We start from the raw sequence: 16,983 nt of genomic DNA, 5'->3' as shown, positions 1-16,983 counted from the left end.
ACACGAAGCTCCGTAGCGGTGGCCCAATGCACCGTGATATCGCAGAATGACGCGAACCTTCGTTGGAAACCCCGTGAATTCCGCCCACCTTCTCCTCGTGGAAGACGACCCCGAGATCCGCGACACGCTTGCCACGTTCCTGCGCGGCAAGGGTTACAGCGTGGATGAGGCGGCGAGCGGCGAGGCGGCGATGGCGCTGCTCGATAACCCGGCGCTCGAACTCGTGCTGCTCGACGTGATGCTGCCGGGGATCGATGGGCTGGAAGTGTGCCGGCGTATCCGCGCACGCGGTGGCCCGCGGATCATCATGCTCACCGCGCTGGGTGAAGCCACCGACAAGGTGGTGGGCCTGGAAATGGGCGCGGACGATTACATCACCAAGCCGTTCGACCTGCGTGAGTTGCTGGCGCGCGTACGCGCGATGCTTCGCCGCACGGCGACGGATGGGCCAGGCGCCGTCGTTGCGCCGGCCGCGGATGCGGGCGACATTGTGCTTCGCTTCGCCGGGTTCTCGTTTCTTCCCTATAAGCGCTTCGTGCGTTCCGCCTCGGGCGTACGCATCCTGCTGACCGGTACCGAGACGGACCTGCTGCTCGCGTTGTGCAAGCACCCGCGCCAGGTGTTGTCGCGCGACGAGTTGATCGCGTTGACACGAGGCGAGGCGTTTCCGATTTCCGCGCGCTCGGTCGATCTGCTGGTGAGTCGCCTGCGCCGCAAGCTCGCGACCGACGATCCGCTGGATAACCCGATCCGCACCGTGCGCGCCGATGGCTACGTGCTGCACGCCGACGTGGCCCGCGCCTGATGCGCCGCTTCTTCTCCACCACCATCGGCCAGATCCTCGCGATCGTCGCCAGCGCATCGGCGGCGACGTTCTGCCTGTTCCTGCTGCTGCTCATGCTGCTTTACCCGCATGTGCCGCCGGCGCCGCCGTGGCCCTGGCAAGCGGCATACCGGGTGGAGGCGCTGGTCGATACCTTGCGCGACGTGCCCGAGCGCGACCACGCGGCATTGCTGGCCGCACCGCATGAACCGATCACGGATGCACGCCTACTGGCGGCGCCGCCGGTGTGCGATGAACTTACCGGGGAAACCCGTGAACTCGAGTCGGTGCTCAACCAGGGCTTGCCTGCGGGTACAGGGCCGGCCACCGTGCGCGTCTGTAGTGACGCTCCGACGCAAACGGCGACGCAGGTACTGGTTCGCATGGGGGCGCAAACACTGGCATTGCGCACCCATCGTGTGCAACGGCCGCCGCCGCATCTCACGTTCCCCTTCGTCGGCGCGATGCTGTTCCTGTGCGTCGGCGTGGCAGCGATGTCCACCTGGGCGATCTGGCGCGTGATCCGTCCGCTGCGCCGGCTTTCCGATAGCGCGGATGCATTCGGACGCGACATGGCGGTCGAGCCGCTGGCGGAAGAGGGGCCGCTGGAGATCCAGCGAGCGGCTTCTGCCTTCAACCGCATGCAGCGCCGTGTGACGCGCGTGCTCAACGACCGCACGCGCATGCTGGCCGCGGTGAGCCATGATCTGCGCACGCCGTTGACGCGCATGCAGCTTGCTTTGCAGACGGCCGAGCCGGATGGGATGAGCCAGCGGCTGCTTCGTGATGTCGGCCACATGCGTGTGATGGTTGATTCCGCGCTGGCGTATCTCAGCGAGGCTCATGAGGTCGAGCCGCGGGAAGCCGTGGATGTGGCCGCCCTGTTGCAATCCCTGTGCGACGACTACGCCGATGGCGGTGCGGACGTTGCCTATGAAGGCGAGGATGAAGCGGTCGCGACCTGCCGGCCGAACGCGTTGCAGCGTGCGATGGCTAACCTGCTCGATAACGCCGTGCAGTACGGCACGGCAGTGCGAGCGTCCGCCGCAACGCAGGGTGCGTTCGTACGTATCGCCATCAGCAACGAAGGCCCTTCGATTCCGCCCGACCGGCTGGATGACATCACCGAACCCTTCGTACGCCTGGATCCCGCCCGCAACGACCGCCCCGGCAGCGTCGGCCTGGGTCTCTCCATCGTCCGCGACATCGTCGCCGACCACGGCGGCACCCTCGAAATCGCCAACCGCCCCGACCACCAGGGCGTCACCGTGACGGTGCACCTACCGTTGTAGGAGCCCACCCTGTGGGCGACATCTTTCGCCATACCGCCGCAGGCCCTGTGGCTTTTCGCCCCCAGAAGAGCGGCCGTCAGCGCGCCTGCACCACCCGGTCACGCCCCCCGGCCTTAGCGGCGTACATCGCTTCATCCGCTTTCATCAGCAGCCGATCAAGGTCGTAGCCGAAGAGCGTAGTCGAAGCGACACCGAAGCTGGCCGTCGCACGAGCGATCGTGCGGTGTTCCTCGGATGGGGCGCCGATGGCGGCGCGCATACGCTCGGCGCATTCCATGGCCTGGGTGGCCGTGGTAGCGCGTAGCAACACCGCGAACTCTTCACCGCCCAGGCGACCGAAGACATCGGTGTCGCGTAGATGGTCGCGACATTCCGCGGCCACGCGTAGCAGCACCCAATCGCCTTCGGCATGGCCGTGGGTATCGTTGATCTGCTTGAAATGATCGAGGTCGAAAAGCACCAGCGCGATGGGCTCGGCGCTGCGGGATCCCTCGACAAGGGCCGCCGTGCACTGGTCGACGAAGTGCTGGCGGTTGCTGATGCCGGTAAGGCTATCGTGCCGCGCCATGCGCATGAAGCGTTGCTGCGAGCGCCGCGTGCGGATGAGCCACAGCACGATCGCTGCGGTCACTGTGAGCGACAGCAGCAGGTACAGGCGGTTGGTCTGCGCCTCGTGCTGGTCAGCTTCGCGCTGGAGGTGCAGGATCTGGTTCTGCTTATCCAGCGTATCGGTTTCATTGCGGCTGGCGGCTAGCTGTTGTTTCACGATCTGGTAGGCAAGCGCCCGTGCGCTCACGTCGTCCAGGTGGCCTTTGTCGGCCTCTGCGTGGCGTTCGAGCCAGCCCGTCGCGGCTCGCCAGTCGCCGCGTTTCCGCGCGACGAGATAGGCCGTCTCCGTCGCCGATACCAGCGGCTCGGAGAATTCCCCGGCGACCGAGGTACGGATCGCGGCCAGCGCGTAGCGTTCCGCAAGCACCACGTCACCGGCCTCCCAGTGGGCGCGCGCGAGCAATGCATCGTACTGTGCGGTCTGCATGGGCTGAGCATCGCGCAGGACGGAGCCGTAGTAGTGCTCCAGCAAGGAAATGGCGTCGAGAGCGTGGCCGTTGCGAATCGCAAAGTCCGCGATATCCGCACGCAATTCATTGGCCGCGAGCACTTCGCCGGCTTTCTGGCATTCCGCCACCCACTGCACGACGCGCTCGTCGTTCGGATCGAGCTTGCCGGCCTTATAGAGCGCATGCAGGCCGACGACGTGGCTTTTGCAGGTGGTGGTGGGCGTATCGGCTACCGCCACGGCGCGGTCGGCGTAATCCGCGGCAAGGTCGTACTGCCCCGCGGCCGTCATCAGTTGCGAGGCTTCGGCGAGCGCCTGGAACCGCGCACGCGGATCTTCGACCGCAGGCAGCGCGGCGATCAGGTCATCGAGCCGGACAAAGGCTTCTTCATAGTGACGCCCTGCGCCCAGCAGGTTCACCAGGGTGGCGGTGGCGCGAAGGCGGAGTACGCGGTCGGTCGACTGGTCGATGATCTGCCGGAGCATCGGCGTGGCTTTCGCATGGTCCCCGGAGTAGGCGGTTTGCCAGGCATCGAGGTAGTCGAGGTGCAGGCGCGCCGCGGGTGACATCTGTTCGCGGGCCCGGTCGAGGCGAGCCAGCATGGTGACGAAAGCCGGGTGGTCTGAGGTCCGTATGGCATCGGTGGTCGCAAGGACCGCCTCGGCGTCCTCCCCGGGACGAAGCTGTGCGCGCCCGTCGCCGGCATGCAAGGCCAGCGTTAAAAAGGCGAGCGCCGAAAGAAAACGGCGCGAAAGACGCAGCAACACGTCCGTGCCTTGCCGCGCGCGCTTAAGGGCGCGCGCCGGCGGGCACGGACGGCATGAACCTGATTGGCATGACATCCCCACTTGAGTGCCGGCAAGCCCCCCGGTCTGCCTGACACTCCCCATCATAGCGGCATGCGACCGGCCCGGCGTGATGATCTACCGGACTGGCGCGCCGCCTCCAAAACGCCATGAACCCGCCCGAAGGCAGCCGCATGCGTTCCCCACGCTTGCACGACCACGCCATGGATAAGCCCCGATGACTCGCCTGCCCGGACTGGACACCTTGCGCGCCATCGCCATCGCGTGGGTCATGCTGTTTCACAGTTATCTTATCGGCGGCCTGGGCGAAAACTTTGGTGTGTTCGAGCACGCCGGGTGGATGGGCGTGGATCTGTTCTTCGTGTTGAGTGGCTTCCTGATCGGCTCGCAGGTATTCGCATCGCTACGCGACGCGGGAAAACTGGACTTTGCCGCGTTCTACACGCGCCGCGCATTCCGCATTCTTCCCGCGTATTTTGTGGTGTTGGGGCTTTATGTGGCGTGGCCCGCGTGGCGCGAGACGCCGTTGATGCAGCCGCTGTGGCAGTTCCTCACCTTTACCTTCAACCTGCTCTACACCGATGGCGACCGCTACGCGTTCTCGCACGTGTGGTCGCTATGCGTGGAGGAACACTTCTACCTGGTGTTCCCGTTGCTCGCCGTGCTGCTGGTGCGCAGGTCCACGCCGGGACGCTTCGTCGGCTGGTGCGCGGTCGTGGTGTTCGGTGGCATGGCGCTGCGCGCGTGGCTGTGGGTCGCGTTCTACCAGCCGGCGATCGGCACGGCGGAGCCGGCTTATCTTCGCTACCTCTACTACCCCACGTATGCCCGGCTCGATGGGCTGGTCGCTGGCGTTGGCCTGGCCGCGTGCGCGGTGTTCCGCCCGGCGTGGCTGGTGCGGGTTCGCGAACGGAACGCCGTCGTGCTGCCTGCGGCGGCGGCACTCCTCCTGGCGTGCGTCTTCCTCTTCGATGGCCACCGGGCCGACTTCTGGCCCATCGTCATCGGCTACCCCCTCGTGGCCCTGGCCATGCTGGGTTTCGTTGGCATGGCGGGCGGCGGTACGTGGCTGGCCACGTTGCGGATACCCGGCGCTGGCTGGCTCGCACGGGCTTCGTACAGCCTTTACCTGAGCCACAAGGGCGCTTTCATGCTGACCGAGGCGGCACTGGATGGCCGTCTGGACAGCCATCCCTGGCTGCGCTTTCTCGCCCACGCGATGGTGGTCCTGGCCGTGGGGGCCACCCTCCATTACAGCGTCGAACGCCCGTTCCTGCGCTGGCGCGAGCGCCGTTCCGCTACACTACGCGCACCCAGGGTGATCCAAGGCGCCAGCGCCGCGGATTGAAACGGGAATCCGGTGACCCGCAGGCGCTCAACGCCTGTGCCATTCCGGAGCTGCCCCCGCAACGGTAGGCGAGTTGATGGGGCTGGCGAATGCCACTGTGCCGCGTGCGGCATGGGAAGGCGCCAGTCCTTGCAGGTAACCCCTGCGCTCGCGAGCCCGGAGACCGGCCCATGAGGTATCACCGGACAGGCGGAGGGCCCTGGTCGCGGGTGGCCCGACTCCGTTCGCCGTCGCTTGCTCCTTGCCTACGTCCTGCCCTCGCATTCAATGCCGCGCGGGTAGGCGCGGTCTGCAGGGAACTACAACGTGTCGCTCCATTCGTCCCGCCTCGCTTTCGCCATCGCGCTCGCGATGCTCGCCCCCGTCGCCGCCCACGCCGATGACGCGCCCTCCACCGACCTGGACAAGGTGGTGGTCACCGCCAGCCGCACCGAGCAGACGCTCAACCAGGTGCTCGCCGCGTCCACCGTGATCGACCGCGCCGATATCGAACGCCTGCAGCCGAGTTCGCTGGCCGATCTGTTGCGCGCTACGCCGGGTGTCTCCATCGCCAACAACGGCGGCCCGGGCAAGTCCACGTCGGTGTTCATGCGCGGCACCGAATCCGACCACGTGCTGGTGCTGGTCGATGGCGTGAAGATCGGTTCGGCCACGTCGGGCACCGCCGCCTTCCAGGACATCCCGGTCGACCAGATCGAGCGGATCGAAATCGTCCGCGGCCCGTACTCGAGCCTCTACGGCTCGGACGCGCTGGGCGGTGTCATCCAGATCTTCACCCGCCATCCGCAGGGCGGCTTCGTGCCGAACTTCTCGGTGGGCGTCGGTAGCTGGTCCACCCTGCGCGGCTCGGCGGGCTTTGCCGGCCGCGGCACCAACGGCTGGTATTCGGTGGAAGCCAGCCACGACCAGACCCATGGCATCAACGCCTGCCGTGGCAAGCCCAGCCCGGGCGGCGGCGGTTGCTTTACCTACGAGCCGGATGCCGATGGTTACCGCAACAACTCACTGTCGCTGAAGGGCGGCTGGCGTTTCGACGAGCAGTGGGACGCGGATGCCAGCGCCACGCGCAGCGAAGGCCACAACTACTACGACGGCACCAGCAGCAACTCGGCTGAGTCCGCCACGCAGACCGTCGGTGGCCGCGTGCGTTACCGTCCGTCGCAGGACGCGCTGGTGACCTTCAACGTCGGTCGTAGCCTCGACCTGTCGACGGATTACGAGAACGGCGTTTACGCCGATACGTTCAACACCCATCGTGATCTCGCATCGGTGCAGGCCGACCTGGGCAAGGTCGGTGGTGTGTACGGCCTCGCCACCGTCGGCTTCGACTGGCAGCGCGATCGCGTGGTCGGCAGCACGGATTACTTCGTGGATGCACGCCGCAACCATGCCCTGTTCGCCCAGTGGCAGCAGGAGTTCGGTGACAGCTCGATCCAGGGCAGCCTGCGCCGCGACGAAAACAGCCAGTTTGGTGGCAAGACGACCGGTAGCCTGCAATACGGCTATGCGCTGACGAAGGTGCTGCGCGTCACCGGCAGCTTCGGCACCGCGTTCAAGGCGCCGACCTTCAACGACCTCTACTACCCCGATTACGGCAACCCGGACCTGAAGCCGGAAACCTCGCGTAACTGGGAGCTGGGCCTGCGCGGCACGCCGGGCTGGGGCAACTGGTCGCTCAATGCGTTCCAGAACCATATCGATCACCTGATCGTGTTCGATTCGAGCCTGACCGGTCCGCTGTTCCCGTTTGGCGGTGCCAACAACATCGATCGCTCGCGCATCCGTGGCGTGGAACTCGCCGCTGACACGACCCTCGGTGACTGGCGCCTCGCGGGTAACGCCACGTGGCTTCAGCCGGAAGACGTCAGCGATGACACCTCGCACGGCAACCTGTTGCCGCGCCGCGCACGCCGCACCGCCAATGTCGATGTGGACCGCTCGTTCGGTGCCTTCAGCGTGGGTGCCAGCGTGTACGGCTCGGGTTACCGCTACGACGACAGCACGAACCTGCATCGCCTCGGCGGCTACGCCCTGACCGACCTGCGCATGGCTTACGCCTTCGACCCGGCATGGAACGTCGAGCTGTCGGCGAAGAACATCTTCGATCGCCACTACGAAACCGCACGCTACTTCAACCAGCCCGGCCGCAACTGGATGCTGACGCTGCGTTACCAGCCGCGTTCCTGATCCGCCCTACGGAGGAAACCCCGATGAAACCGCTTTCCCGTCCCGCGTTTGCTGCTATCGCCGCCTTGTTCGCGGTGATCATGATCGGTACCCGCTTCCACCACTTCGGCGACATGCTGCATCTGCCTGATGCATCCATGGCGTTGTTCTTCCTGGGTGGCATCTACCTGCGCAAGCACCTGGCCTTCATCGGCTTCGTGGTCTTGTCCGTGTTGATCGACTGGTACTCGGTGAGCTATGCGGGCGTGAGCGCTTTCTGCATCACGGTCGCGTACTCCTTCATGCCCCTCGCGTACGCCGTGCTCTGGTACGGCGGCCGCCTGCTGGCGCCGCGTTTCGATGGCTCGCTGCGTTCGCATGGCCTGGTGTTCCTCGGCATCGTGGTGTGCGCCACGCTGAGCTATGCCGTGTCGAACGGCGCTTTCTACTGGCTGGGCGGCCGTTACACGAACCCGCACATGTCGGAATACGTCGCCCGGTTCATGCAGTGGGCTCCGCTGTTCGTGCGTGCCGCGGCGGCGTACGTGCTGGCGGCGCAGGTGGTGCATGCCGTGGTCGCCCGCTTCGTGCCGCGTGAAGGCGGCCGCGGGGCAGCACACGTATGACCGACAAGCCCGAATGGCGCGACATGGATGAGGCGTCGCGCTATCGGGACCGCGCCCAGCGGAAGAAGGAACTGGTGGATCGGCGGATCGCCCGCGCCACGATCGATCGTGGCGTGCTGGTGGTGAATACCGGCAACGGCAAGGGCAAGAGCTCGTCGGGTTTCGGCATGCTGGCGCGCTCGCTGGGCCACGGCTTCCGCTGCGGTGTCGTACAGTTCATCAAAGGTAGCTTCTCCACGGGGGAGGAGGCCTTCTTCCGCCGGTTCGAGGGCGATGAGCTGGATTACCACGTGATGGGCGAGGGCTTCACCTGGGAAACCCAGGACCGTGAGCGGGATATCGCCGCGGCCATGGCTGCCTGGGGCGTCGCCGAGCGCATGCTTGGTGATGCCACTTACGATTACGTCTTGCTTGATGAGCTGAATATCGCGCTGGTAAAGGGTTATATCCCTTTGGATCGCGTGCTGGCGGTACTGCTCGCCCGGCCCGAACGCCAGCATGTAGCGATCACTGGCCGTGGCGCGCCGGATGAACTGGTTGCGATTGCCGATACGGTGACCGAGATGCGCGTGGTGAAACACGCGTTCCAGGCGGGTATCAAAGCCCAGAAGGGCATCGAACTGTGATCCGCGCGTGCCCCGCGCTGCTGGTGTCCGCGCCTGCATCGGGGCAGGGCAAGACCAGTGTGACAGCGGCGCTGGCACGTGCACACGCACGCCTGGGCCGACGGGTGCGGGTGTTCAAGACGGGGCCGGATTTCCTCGACCCGATGATCCTGGCCCGTGCCAGCGGTGCGCCGGTCTACCAGCTCGATGCGTGGATGGGCGGCGAGGATGACGTCCGTGCGCGCCTCTACGAGGCGGCTGGCGAAGCGGACCTGATCCTCGTGGAAGGCGTGATGGGGCTCTTCGATGGCTCGCCATCCAGCGCCGATCTGGCCGCACGGTTCGGGCTCCCCGTTCTCGCGGTCATCGACGGCTCGGCCATGGCCCAGACCTTCGGTGCACTCGCCCACGGCCTGGCCACGTACCGGCATGACGTCACCGTCCACGGCGTCCTCGCCAACCGCGTAGGCAGCGACTACCACGCAAAGCTGCTGCGCGAGAGCCTCCCCCCAAACCTCACATGGCACGGCCACCTCCGTAGGAGCGCGCTTGCGCGCGATCCGTCCGGAGCAAAACCTTTCACCCTCCCCGAACGCCACCTCGGCCTCGTCTCCGCCGACGAACTCGCCGACCTCGACGATCGCCTGGACGCCCTGGCCGATGCTCTGGCGGAACACAGCGACCTGGCGTTGCCGCCACCGGTTCCCTTCGCACCCGTCACGCATGCTTCCGCGGGTGCCTCGCTCAACGGCAAGCGCATCGCCGTCGCACGCGACGCTGCCTTCGCCTTCATCTATCCCGCGAACGTCGATGTCCTGCGCCAGGCGGGTGCAGAGGTCGTCTATTTCTCTCCGCTCGCGGGCGACGCGCTGCCGGCCTGTGACGCCGTCTGGCTACCCGGTGGGTACCCGGAACTCCATCTCGATACGCTCGCCGCCCGTACGGACCTGCGCGCGGCGCTCCACGCACACGTGGATACGGGCCGCCCGCTGCTCGCCGAATGCGGCGGTTTGCTCTACGCCCTGGACGCCCTCTCCGATCGCGAGGGCCATGGTGCTGCCATGGCTGGCCTGCTGCGTGGAACGGCGGCGATGCAGACGCGTATGGCCGCACTCGGTATGCAAGGCGTAGCGCTGCCGGAGGGCGAGCTGCGTGGGCACTCGTTCCACTATGCGCGCGCAGCCATCGATGCTGAGCCGCTTGCGATGGCAACGAATCCGAATGGTGGCCCCACCTCCGAGGCGGTATATCGCCGCCAGCGGATGACAGCGAGCTTTGTTCATTTCTATTTCCCGTCGAACCCCGACGCCGCGGCACGCCTGTTCCTGCCGTGAGCACCGCGCTGGCCATGCTGCTCGCTGTCGTGCTCGACGCGCTACTCGGCGAACCCAAACGGTTCCACCCCCTCGTCGCCTTCGGCCGCTACGCGTCCGCGATAGAGCGCCGCCTCAATCCCACCGAAGCCACACCCTCCACGGATACCGCGCCCCCCTGTAGGAGCGTGCTTGCACGCGATCCCCGCCGCCGCATCACCGGCATCGCAGCATGGTCCCTGGCGGTCCTGCTCCCCCTGGCCGTGCTGCTCGCCCTACGTTCCATACTTCCTCCATGGACAGCGTTCTGCATCGACACCCTCGTGCTCTACGCCGCGATCGGCCGCCGCAGCCTTGGCGAGCACGCTCGCCCCATTGCCGAGGCCCTGGATGCAAACGATCTCGATGCGGCACGCGTCGCCGTGGGCTGGATGGTGAGCCGCGATACGGGCGTCCTGAACGCATCGCAGGTGGCAGGCGCGGCAACGGAGTCCGTACTGGAGAATGGCCACGACGCGGTCTTCGGCGCGCTGTTCTGGTTTGCACTGCTCGGCGGTCCAGGCGCCATGCTGTTCCGCCTGGCCAACACCCTCGATGCCATGTGGGGTTACCGCACACCGCGCTACCTCCACTTCGGCTGGGCCGCCGCACGTATCGATGATGTGCTCGGCTATGTCCCGGCACGGCTCACGGCACTGAGTTATGCGCTGGCCGGCCGATTCGATATCGCCCTGCGTTGCTGGCGCGAGCAGGCACCGCGTTGGAAGAGCCCAAACGCCGGCCCGGTGATGGCCGCTGGGGCAGGGGCTTTGCATGTCGAGCTAGGTGGCCCCGCGCCGTATCACGGCGAGTGGCAGGACCGGCCTGTATTGGGTCAAGGCGATACGCCGGACGCGTCCAGCATTCGCACCGCGTTGCGCCTTGTCGATCGCGGCGTCATCGGCTGGCTCGTGGCGGCACTGCTGATGGGAGTGGCTGCACATGCTTGAACACGGCGGCCGCCTGGCCCGTGCCGTTGCGGAATACGGCATTCCACGCGAGGCGTGGCTCGATCTCTCCACGGGCCTGAGCCCGCACCCGTGGCCGGTGCCGCCGATCCCTGCGGAAGCGTGGCACCGCCTTCCGGAGGATGAAGATGGCCTGCTCGAAGCCGCACGCGCGTACTACGGCTGCGAACACCTGTTACCCGTTGCCGGTACGCAAGCGGCGATCCAGGCCCTGCCACGCCTCCGCCCTCGCTCGCGCGTGGCCGTGCAGTCCCCCGGCTACGCCGAACACGCCCACGCATGGCGGGAAGCAGGCCACGACGTCACGCTGCTTCCGATGGAAGAGCTGCTTGCCCGAGCCGCCGAATTCGACGTCGCGGTATTCATCTCGCCCAACAATCCAACGGCCGAACGCATCCCGACCGCGAACCACGCGATCGCCGCCCCCCTTGTAGGAGCGCGCTCGGGCGCGACATCTTTTCGCGACAACGCCACAGGTTCTGCGGCTCTTGGCTCTGGCCCATCGCCCGCAAGCGCGCTCCCACAAGAGCCGAGCGCGCGACAGCGCGGGGAAGGAGGGGCGGAGCCGTGGATCATCGTCGACGAGGCATTCGGCGATACGCGGCCGGAGCTCTTCCTTCGGCCGCGCGAAGGACTCATCCTGCTTCGTTCCATTGGTAAATTCTTCGGGCTTGCGGGTGCGCGCGCTGGATTCGTTGCTGCGTGGCCGGCCCTGCTCGAGGCCCTGCGCGAGCAGCTCGGCCCATGGTCGCTCAGCGGTCCCACGCGCTTTGCCGTGACCCAGGCACTGAGTGATACCGCGTGGCATGCCGCCATGCGTGACCGGCTGCCCAACGAAAGCGAGGCGCTCGCCGCTACGCTGGCGGAAGCAGGCCTGCCACCCAGCGGAGGAACGGATTTGTTCCAGTACTGCCGACACGCCGATGCCGCGGATATCCACCGTGGACTCGCCGCGCGCGGGATCCTCGTGCGTCTTTTCACGGAGCCCAGCGGTCTTCGCTTCGGCCTTCCGCCGGATGCCATCGCGCGTGCGCGCCTGGCCGAGGCGCTGCGCGAGGTGCTCGCATGACCGCGCGCGTGCTCATGGTTCAAGGCTGCACATCAGATGCCGGTAAAAGCACGGTCGTGGCCGCGCTATGCCGCTGGCTCGCACGTCGTGGTGTGCGTGTCGCGCCGTTCAAGCCGCAGAACATGGCCTTGAACGCCGCGGTCACCATCGATGGCGGCGAGATCGGCCGCGCGCAGGCGGTGCAGGCGCAGGCCGCCGGCGTGCCGCCGCACACCGACTTCAATCCCGTGCTGCTGAAACCGAACAGCGACACCGGCGCACAAGTGATCGTGCACGGCCATCCCGTGGGCAATATGGATGCAGTGGGCTACCACGCGTACAAGCGCGTGGCGATGGAGGCGGTGCTCGCTTCGCATGCGCGTCTGTCGGCCGCCTACGACGCCATCGTGGTCGAGGGTGCGGGTAGTCCGGCGGAGGTGAACCTGCGTGATCGCGACATCGCGAACATGGGTTACGCCGAGGCGGTCGATTGTCCGGTGATCCTCGTTGCCGATATCGACCGCGGTGGCGTCTTCGCGCATCTGGTCGGAACGCTTGCGGTCCTCTCGCCGAGTGAGCGGGAACGCATCGTGGGTTTCGTCATCAACCGGTTCCGCGGCGATATCGCATTACTGCAGCCAGGACTGGATTGGCTGGAGCGCGAAACCGGCAAGCCGGTGTTAGGCGTCCTGCCTTACCTGCACGGCCTGATTTTGGAAGCCGAAGATGCGCTTCCCCGCACGTACGCCAAGCGCGACGATGCCCGCCTGCGTGTCGCGGTACCGGCCTTCCCGCGCATCAGCAACCACAACGACTTTGATGCGCTGCGTGCCCACCCCGATGTCGAGTGCTTCTTTGTCGGTCCGGGAGACGCGTTCCCGCCTTGCGACCTGATCGTCCTCCCCGGATCCAAGTCGACCCGCGCTGACCTGGCGTGGCTGCGCGAACGCGGCTGGGATAAGGCGATCCAGCGCCACGTGCGCTACGGGGGGCATGTCATCGGTATCTGCGGTGGCTTCCAGATGCTAGGCCGGGCCGTCCACGATCCAGACGGCATCGAAGGCCCGGCCGGTTCCACCGATGGCCTCGGCCTGCTCGACATAGAAACTGTGATGACGCCGGAGAAACAGCTCCGCCGCGTCACCGGCACACTGCACGGAGAAGCCGCAACCGTCACCGGCTACGAAATCCACTGCGGCCTATCCACCGGTCCCGCCCTGAAAAACCCGCTAACGACCGTTGTAGGAGCCCACCCTGTGGGCGACGCCGTTCGCGATGACGCCAAGGGCTCTGTAGGGCTTTCGCGAAAAGATGTCGCCCACAGGGTGGGCTCCTACAGCGATGGTGCTGTTTCGGGGGATGGGCTTGTGATGGGTACCTATCTCCACGGGATATTTGATCATCCCGAGGCGCTTGCCGCGCTGCTGCAAAGGGTGGGTGTGACTGATGCCGTGCCCCTCGATATCGACGCCCTGCGCGATGCCTCGATCGATCGCCTTGCCGACACGATCGACGCGCACATGGACACCGCCCGCCTCCACGCGTGGTTTGGAATCAACGCATGAAAACCCTGATCCTCGGTGGCGCACGTTCGGGCAAGAGCGCGCTTGCGGAAAAGCTGGCTCGTGAGTCCGGCAAGGACGTCGTCTACATCGCCACGGCACAGGCACTCGATGGTGAAATGGCCGAGCGCATCGCGCACCATCGCGAACGCAGGCCTGTCGAATGGCTTTCCGTCGAAGAACCACTCGCCTTGGCCAACGCGTTGCGTACCCACGCCGCATCGGATCGGCTCGTGCTCATCGACTGCCTCACGCTGTGGCTCTCAAACGCACTGGGCATCGATGATGGCCTACATTTCGCAAGCGAGCACGCCGCGCTACTCGATGCGGTCAACGCCATGCAGCACGACCTCGTTATGGTCAGCAACGAAGTCGGCCTCGGCATCACCCCGATGGGCGCGCTCACGCGCCGTTTTGTCGACGAAGCCGGCCGTCTCCACCAATCCCTCGCGGTGGCCTGCGAACGTGTCGTGTTCGTGGCCGCCGGGCTCCCCCTCGTGATGAAAGGAACGTTGCCATGAAACGCTGGATGACGGTGCCCTGCCGTATCCCCGATAGCGCCGCCGCGGCGGCCGCGGCCGAGCGCCAGGACACACTGACGAAGCCCCCGGGCTCGCTGGGCAGGCTCGAAGCGCTGGCGATCCAGCTGGCGTCGCTGCAGTCGCGCAAGCGCCCGCGTGTCGACAAGGTGCACATCGCCGTGTTCGCGGGTGACCATGGCGTGGCCGCCGAAGGCATCTCGGCATTCCCGCAGGCCGTGACCGGCGAAATGCTGCGTAACTTTGCAGGGGGTGGCGCGGCCATCGCCGTGTTGGCGCGCGAGCTTGGCGCCACGCTCGATGTGGTGAACCTCGGTACGGTGAACGATCCGGGCGAGATCGAAGGCGTACGCCGTGAAGTGATTGCATCGTCCACGGCGAACCTGCGCCACGTGCCTGCGATGACCGACGACGAACTGGATGCGGCGCTCGATGCGGGCGTGCGCAGCGTTGCGCGCGCTTCGGCGGATGGCGCTGAGCTCTTTATTGGCGGCGACATGGGCATCGGCAACACGACGGCAGCGAGTGCGCTGGCGTGTGCGTTGCTCGGCGAGAAGCCTGAGACGCTGGCCGGCCCGGGCACCGGCCTGGATAAGCAAGGCGTAGCACACAAGGCCATCGTGATCGGCGATGCACTGCGCACGCACGCCGGCGCCGACTCCGCGCGCGAGAAACTGCGTTGCCTGGGTGGCTTTGAGATCGCCGCGCTCGCGGGTGCTTACGTGGCCGCCGCGCAGTGCGGTATGCCTGTACTGATCGATGGATTCATCACGAGCACCGCCGCGCTCGCGGCCGTGGCACTGCGCCCGGACGCACGGCCCTGGATGATCTTCGCCCATCGTTCCCACGAACGTGGCCACGGCCGCGTGCTCGACGCCCTGCAGGCCGAACCGCTGCTCGACCTGCACATGCGCCTTGGCGAAGCGAGCGGTGCTGCTGTCGCCGTGCCCCTGCTGCGCATGGCCTGCACGCTACACGGTTCCATGGCGACATTCGCGGAAGCCGGAGTCTCGGAGGCATGAGCATCGATCTGCTTCGCCACGGCGACACCGGGCAACGCAGCTATCGCGGCCAATTGGACGATCCGCTGACGGAGCTCGGTTGGATGCAGTTGCGCGCCGCGGTGGAAGGGCAGACGTGGGACCGCATCGTGTCCTCGTCGATGGCGCGCTGTGCGCGCTTCGCAGAAGAACTGGCTAGCGCACGCGGGTTGCCGCTGCGCCTCGATGCGCGTCTCGCCGAATATCACTTCGGTGACTGGCAGGGCGTGCCCATCGAGACGCTCGCGGAAGAGCAGGGCGATGCACTCGGCCGCTTCTGGGCCGATCCAGTGGCGAATCCGCCGCCGGGTGCCGAAACGTTCGAGACGTTCCGCGCGCGTCTCGCCGCGGGCATGGACGAGGTGGCGATCGAGGCGCGTGATGCGCGCGTCCTCGTCGTCACCCACGGTGGCGCCATCCGCCTGCTACGCTGCGCGGCGGAACACCGTCCCTTCGGCGACATGGCAGGCATCGACGTGCCGCACGCCTCACTGCACGCCATCACCTGGAACACGTAATGCGCGGTCTGGCCATCGCCTTCGGCTTTCTCACCCGGCTACCCATGCCGAAGGTCGCGTGGGACGTGCGCGCGCAGGCCGCCTCGCTGAAGTGGTACCCGTTCGTGGGCCTCGTACTGGGCGCCCTCTTCGTACTCGCGGCCTGGTGCCTGCGGCACATGCCGTCGCTACCCGCCGCCGCGGTAATGGTCACCCTATGGGTCATCATCACCGGCGCGCTCCACCTCGACGGCCTGGCCGACAGCGCCGACGCCTGGATCGGCGGCATGGGCGACCGCGAACGCACCCTTCAAATCATGAAGGACCCACGCTGCGGCCCCGCCGGCGTGATGTCCCTGATCCTGGTCACCCTCCTCAAGTTCACGACGCTATCGGCTCTTGTAGGAGCGAGCTTGCTCGCGATCAACCGAAGCGCCGACTTCCCCTGGCCCCTAATCCTCCCACCCCTGCTAGCGAGAGGCTCCCTCGTAGCCCTCTTCCTGACCACCCCCTACGTCCGCGAAAACGGCCTCGGCGCCCCCTTACGCGGCGCTCCCGCCCTCGGCTGCCGCATCGCCCTGATCCTGACGATCGCCGCACCCCTAGCCTTCGGCACCACCGGCCTCAAAGCACTAGTCGCCGCCTTCATCACCGGCTACCTCTGGCGCTGCGCCACGCTAAAACGCATCCACGGCTTCACCGGCGACACCGCCGGCGCCCTGGTAGAAATGACCGAAGCCGCCACCCTGCTAGCCCTGCTGCTGTAGGAGCGCGCTTGCGCTCGATGGGGGTTCGCGACAATTGCCTCTCGCACGCCGCATTTGTTGCGGGGATTGTCGTCAGGTGACGGGAAGCAAAGCGAGGCCTACCGGATGCTGGCACTGCGATTGTCCCAAGAAGTGGAATACATTGTTGTCGACTTCCGCTACTAAGGCTTATTGATAGCAGCTGATCATCTGAGCGCAACGCTGTGGTCCGGGTGCGTGCGTCCAATCGCCAGGACTCGAAGCGAACGCAGCGCATACTTGATTCAACCCCGCTGGGGTAAGGAATCCTTGTTCATGCCCCAATTTTACTGCCATACAATCGGCGGCGGCTTCGTTGAGTCCCACAAATTGGTGCGCGCATTCGTGGGCGTATATGAATAGTTGAACCACGGGTGGTAGCTGGAACATGTTGGGCCGGAAATATAGCGCGGGTGGCATCCCCGGCATGGCAGGAAACGACTTCGCAATGTCGTCAGGGATCAGAGC

General features: G+C 66.3%; 14 protein-coding genes, 1 pseudogene and 1 riboswitch. Of the genes and pseudogenes, 14 read left to right on the top strand and 1 reads right to left on the bottom strand.

Annotated elements, in window-relative coordinates; genetic code table 11:
• The first annotated feature begins 73 nt into the window (after positions 1–73).
• Both L2Y96_RS20830 and L2Y96_RS20825 read left to right on the top strand, forming a co-directional pair.
• Positions 74–805 (top strand): response regulator transcription factor, encoded by a 732-nt coding sequence (locus tag L2Y96_RS20830; RefSeq protein WP_247330097.1) that lies wholly within the window; start codon positions 74–76, stop codon positions 803–805.
• The gene (locus L2Y96_RS20825) at positions 805–2,115 is read left to right on the top strand and encodes an ATP-binding protein (protein WP_247330095.1); all 1,311 of its coding nucleotides are present in this window, start codon (positions 805–807) and stop codon (positions 2,113–2,115) included. Before L2Y96_RS20830 ends, L2Y96_RS20825 begins: the two co-directional genes overlap by 1 nt.
• A 76-nt stretch (positions 2,116–2,191) precedes the next feature.
• Here the strand turns inward: L2Y96_RS20825 and L2Y96_RS20820 are convergent, their stop codons facing one another.
• Positions 2,192–3,775 carry a GGDEF domain-containing protein gene (locus L2Y96_RS20820; protein WP_247330093.1) on the bottom strand — a complete coding sequence of 528 codons (1,584 nt, stop codon included), beginning with the start codon at positions 3,773–3,775 and terminating at the stop codon, positions 2,192–2,194.
• Positions 3,776–4,196: 421 nt separating this feature from the next.
• Here L2Y96_RS20820 and L2Y96_RS20815 point away from each other — a divergent pair.
• From L2Y96_RS20815 to L2Y96_RS20760, 12 genes and pseudogenes are all read left to right on the top strand, one after another.
• A pseudogene (locus tag L2Y96_RS20815) lies at positions 4,197–5,165 on the top strand (acyltransferase family protein); the annotation flags it as partial.
• Between the two features lie 113 nt (positions 5,166–5,278).
• Positions 5,279–5,513, top strand: a riboswitch (cobalamin riboswitch).
• A gap of 165 nt (positions 5,514–5,678) precedes the next feature.
• Entirely contained in the window at positions 5,679–7,514 is a 1,836-nt protein-coding gene (btuB, locus tag L2Y96_RS20810; protein WP_247337170.1) for a TonB-dependent vitamin B12 receptor, read from the top strand.
• 23 nt (positions 7,515–7,537) lie between these two features.
• Positions 7,538–8,119, top strand: coding sequence for a hypothetical protein (locus L2Y96_RS20805; RefSeq protein ID WP_247330092.1), 582 nt, complete (start codon positions 7,538–7,540; stop codon positions 8,117–8,119).
• The gene (cobO, locus tag L2Y96_RS20800; RefSeq protein ID WP_425492464.1) at positions 8,116–8,745 is read left to right on the top strand and encodes a cob(I)yrinic acid a,c-diamide adenosyltransferase; all 630 of its coding nucleotides are present in this window, start codon (positions 8,116–8,118) and stop codon (positions 8,743–8,745) included. Before L2Y96_RS20805 ends, cobO begins: the two co-directional genes overlap by 4 nt.
• Positions 8,742–10,058, top strand: a complete 1,317-nt coding sequence (locus L2Y96_RS20795) for a cobyrinic acid a,c-diamide synthase CobB (protein WP_247330089.1) — start codon at positions 8,742–8,744, stop codon at positions 10,056–10,058. The genes cobO and L2Y96_RS20795 overlap by 4 nt, the downstream gene beginning before the upstream one ends.
• 14 nt (positions 10,059–10,072) lie before the next feature.
• Positions 10,073–11,026, top strand: coding sequence for an adenosylcobinamide-phosphate synthase CbiB (gene cbiB, locus L2Y96_RS20790; RefSeq protein ID WP_247337164.1), 954 nt, complete (start codon positions 10,073–10,075; stop codon positions 11,024–11,026).
• Positions 11,019–12,113 (top strand): threonine-phosphate decarboxylase, encoded by a 1,095-nt coding sequence (locus L2Y96_RS20785; RefSeq protein WP_247330087.1) that lies wholly within the window; start codon positions 11,019–11,021, stop codon positions 12,111–12,113. Before cbiB ends, L2Y96_RS20785 begins: the two co-directional genes overlap by 8 nt.
• Positions 12,110–13,657: a cobyric acid synthase gene (locus L2Y96_RS20780; RefSeq protein ID WP_247330085.1), complete on the top strand. Its 1,548-nt coding sequence runs from the start codon at positions 12,110–12,112 to the stop codon at positions 13,655–13,657. Before L2Y96_RS20785 ends, L2Y96_RS20780 begins: the two co-directional genes overlap by 4 nt.
• Positions 13,654–14,175 carry a bifunctional adenosylcobinamide kinase/adenosylcobinamide-phosphate guanylyltransferase gene (gene cobU, locus L2Y96_RS20775; RefSeq protein WP_247330083.1) on the top strand — a complete coding sequence of 174 codons (522 nt, stop codon included), beginning with the start codon at positions 13,654–13,656 and terminating at the stop codon, positions 14,173–14,175. The genes L2Y96_RS20780 and cobU overlap by 4 nt, the downstream gene beginning before the upstream one ends.
• Entirely contained in the window at positions 14,172–15,215 is a 1,044-nt protein-coding gene (cobT, locus tag L2Y96_RS20770; RefSeq protein ID WP_247330081.1) for a nicotinate-nucleotide--dimethylbenzimidazole phosphoribosyltransferase, read from the top strand. The genes cobU and cobT overlap by 4 nt, the downstream gene beginning before the upstream one ends.
• A complete protein-coding gene (locus tag L2Y96_RS20765) occupies positions 15,212–15,751 on the top strand; it encodes a histidine phosphatase family protein (RefSeq protein WP_247330079.1) in 540 nt (179 codons plus the stop codon). The genes cobT and L2Y96_RS20765 overlap by 4 nt, the downstream gene beginning before the upstream one ends.
• Positions 15,751–16,497, top strand: coding sequence for an adenosylcobinamide-GDP ribazoletransferase (locus L2Y96_RS20760; RefSeq protein WP_247330078.1), 747 nt, complete (start codon positions 15,751–15,753; stop codon positions 16,495–16,497). Before L2Y96_RS20765 ends, L2Y96_RS20760 begins: the two co-directional genes overlap by 1 nt.
• The last annotated feature ends 486 nt before the right edge of the window (positions 16,498–16,983 follow it).

The sequence above is a fragment of the Luteibacter aegosomaticola genome, assembly GCF_023078475.1.
In the GTDB taxonomy this organism is placed as follows: domain Bacteria; phylum Pseudomonadota; class Gammaproteobacteria; order Xanthomonadales; family Rhodanobacteraceae; genus Luteibacter; species Luteibacter aegosomaticola.
The sequence above is the reverse complement of the archived record's forward strand: the minus strand, read 5'-3'. Positions and strand labels throughout refer to the sequence as shown.

Bases quoted from the DNA above. Each gene is read 5' to 3' on its own strand.
- L2Y96_RS20765 (WP_247330079.1), top strand. From the start codon at position 15,212: ATGAGCATCGATCTGCTTCGCCACGGCGACACCGGGCAACGCAGCTAT.
- L2Y96_RS20805 (WP_247330092.1), top strand. From the start codon at position 7,538: ATGAAACCGCTTTCCCGTCCCGCGTTTGCTGCTATCGCCGCCTTGTTC.
- cobO (WP_425492464.1), top strand. From the start codon at position 8,116: ATGACCGACAAGCCCGAATGGCGCGACATGGATGAGGCGTCGCGCTAT.
- cobT (WP_247330081.1), top strand. From the start codon at position 14,172: ATGAAACGCTGGATGACGGTGCCCTGCCGTATCCCCGATAGCGCCGCC.
- btuB (WP_247337170.1), top strand. From the start codon at position 5,679: ATGCTCGCCCCCGTCGCCGCCCACGCCGATGACGCGCCCTCCACCGAC.
- L2Y96_RS20820 (WP_247330093.1), bottom strand. From the start codon at position 3,775: ATGCTGGCTCGCCTCGACCGGGCCCGCGAACAGATGTCACCCGCGGCG.
- L2Y96_RS20785 (WP_247330087.1), top strand. From the start codon at position 11,019: ATGCTTGAACACGGCGGCCGCCTGGCCCGTGCCGTTGCGGAATACGGC.
- L2Y96_RS20780 (WP_247330085.1), top strand. From the start codon at position 12,110: ATGACCGCGCGCGTGCTCATGGTTCAAGGCTGCACATCAGATGCCGGT.
- cbiB (WP_247337164.1), top strand. From the start codon at position 10,073: ATGCTGCTCGCTGTCGTGCTCGACGCGCTACTCGGCGAACCCAAACGG.
- L2Y96_RS20760 (WP_247330078.1), top strand. From the start codon at position 15,751: ATGCGCGGTCTGGCCATCGCCTTCGGCTTTCTCACCCGGCTACCCATG.
- L2Y96_RS20825 (WP_247330095.1), top strand. From the start codon at position 805: ATGCGCCGCTTCTTCTCCACCACCATCGGCCAGATCCTCGCGATCGTC.
- cobU (WP_247330083.1), top strand. From the start codon at position 13,654: ATGAAAACCCTGATCCTCGGTGGCGCACGTTCGGGCAAGAGCGCGCTT.